Source organism: uncultured Caballeronia sp., from assembly GCF_964243625.1.
GTDB lineage: Bacteria > Pseudomonadota > Gammaproteobacteria > Burkholderiales > Burkholderiaceae > Caballeronia.
In genome coordinates this window covers 1-2,173 of sequence record NZ_CAXTGZ010000039.1, presented here as the reverse complement: position 1 = coordinate 2,173, position 2,173 = coordinate 1, and the positions used below count along the sequence as shown (strand labels likewise).

Here is a 2,173-nt window from a genome sequence, read left to right as displayed (position 1 = left end):
GAGGCTCTTTTAAGATTGGATGAAGCGCAAGATCTTACTCGACGCTGATTTCAGATGGATTGCGGGATTTCACTCCGAGAAACACGCAAGACACGGTCCCCATTCGGGCCGACGGCTAATTCGCTGTCACACCGACCGGCGGCCTGACTGGCAGCGCCGTGGAATATTTGATCTGTTCCATCGCGAAACTCGAACTCACGTCGTACAACGGAATGGCGCGAATGAGCGATTTGTACACACGGTCGTAATCGTCGATATCCGACACCACCACGCGCATCAGGTAGTCCGTTTCCCCGCTCATCCTGTACACCTCGACCACTTCGGGGATATCACGCACGGCACGTGTGAACTCGTCCGCCCAGTCCTGCGTGTGCTGGTTCGTCTTCACGGCGACAAACACCGTGGTCCCCACACCGAGCTTGCGTGGATCGCACAGGGCGACCTGCGCGCGTATCACGCCGGCTTCCTTGAGGCGCTGAACGCGTTTCCAGCACGGCGTCTGCGAAAGATTGACCCGCGTCGCCAGTTCGGCAATGGGCATCGTGACATCTTCCTGTAGCAGTTCCAACAGCTTCCGATCGATAAGGTCCATGCCCACGCCGCCCCTTGTAGGAAATTATTCTACTTTTGCGCCAATTTACGAAATTATATGGAAACTTCTTCCACAAGCAAACCGGTATAAATGAGCTATCGAAGAACGCAAATTCGCTGCCCTTTTGCGGACCAAAGCTGACCATAAAAGCTCGCCATGACCCTGATCCTCGACACTGTTGAAGCCCTGGACACCCAACTTTCGCTCGCCCGGTTGTCCCATGCACTCGATGCCGCGTGCTGCCTGGACCCGGCATCGCCAGGCTTCACGCTGGATGTCCGGGCCGCACTGGCCGGTTTGGCCGCTGAACCGGGGCTGCTATCCAACGCACAGCGCGAATCCAGCGCCAATGGCTACAGGCGGCACCTGTTGCTCGAGGATCCACTTGGCCGCTACGCCGTGGCGGCTCTTGTGTGGCGGCCCGGCCAGATGAGTCCGGTCCACGGGCACCATACGTGGTGTGCTTACACGGTAATCGAAGGGACGCTGAGCGAAACACTGTTTTCCTTTGACGCCGATACCCATCGCGTGGTCGAAATCCGACAGCATAAGCGCGTTTGCGGCGCCGTTTCGGTGGTGGGCGCGGGACGCGCCGCGATCCACCGCCTCGGTAACGCATCAGCAGCGCGGAAAACCGCTGTCTCCATTCATGTCTACGGCGTGACGGGTGCGCAAATATCGACGCACGTGAACGACCTCGTGCAAGCCGCCTGACAGCTACGCTTTCCCTGGCGCCGCTGCAGTCGGAATCTGCGGCGGAATCTGCACGGATTGATCCGTTGCCGGCGGCGCGGGCTGCGGATCATGCGAGATATCGCGCGCCTCCGACGCGGCGCTGCGCGCAGCCGGGGACACGGGCGACATCGGCGAGGGGTCCTTCACTTCGTCGAGATCGTCCCAAGGCGCGTCCTTGCCCGATGATTCCTTCGATACCCGCAACTGCATTTGCGGCACCGGAACGTCCATCCCGACCTCGTCCATCTTCCGTTTGACCCTGACGTTGAAAGCCCGGGCGACGCTCCACTGCTTCAACGGCAGCGTCTTGATCTGCCCTTTCACCACCATCCAGTTCGGATCGAAACGGTCGAGCCCCCACACTTCGATTGGCCCGAGCATCTCGCGCCGGTAGCGGAAATCCGCTTTCAGTTCGGCGCCCACTTCCCGGATCATCTGCGTGACATGGTCGACGTCGGCCGAGAACGGCACGCGCACTTCGAACACGGCGTAGGCGAAATCACGCGACAGGTTCTTAACGATCTTGATCTGCGAGAACGGAATCGCGTGAATGGCGCCCTGCCCGTCGCGCAAACGCACCGTCCGAATGGTCAGCGTCTCGACCACGCCTGCATGGCCTCCATCGACTTCGATGGAATCGCCTACCGAAATCGTGTCCTCGATAATGATGAAAAGCCCCGTGATCAGATCGGCCACCAGCGACTGGGCGCCAAAACCCACCGCCAGGCCAATCACGCCCGCGCCCGCAAGCAGCGGCGTCACGTTCAGCCCAAGATTTGCTGCCGTCACAATGGCGGCGGTGGTCAGGAGCGCCCGGCCCTCCGCGCGATCCACATCCTCCCGCAG

The 2,173-nt window shown here is 60.5% G+C and carries 3 protein-coding genes; 1 reads left to right on the top strand and 2 read right to left on the bottom strand.

The window, feature by feature from the left end:
* Positions 1-115: 115 nt before the first annotated feature.
* Entirely contained in the window at positions 116-592 is a 477-nt protein-coding gene (locus ACFFAR_RS04460) for an Lrp/AsnC family transcriptional regulator (RefSeq protein ID WP_061999010.1), read from the bottom strand.
* Between the two features lie 156 nt (positions 593-748).
* Between ACFFAR_RS04460 and ACFFAR_RS04455 the strand changes: the two genes are divergently transcribed.
* Positions 749-1,306 (top strand): cysteine dioxygenase family protein, encoded by a 558-nt coding sequence (locus ACFFAR_RS04455; RefSeq protein ID WP_174362792.1) that lies wholly within the window; start codon positions 749-751, stop codon positions 1,304-1,306.
* Between the two features lie 3 nt (positions 1,307-1,309).
* Here the strand turns inward: ACFFAR_RS04455 and ACFFAR_RS04450 are convergent.
* A partial coding sequence (locus ACFFAR_RS04450) for a mechanosensitive ion channel family protein (RefSeq protein WP_375507559.1) occupies positions 1,310-2,173 on the bottom strand: 864 nt, incomplete at its 5' end.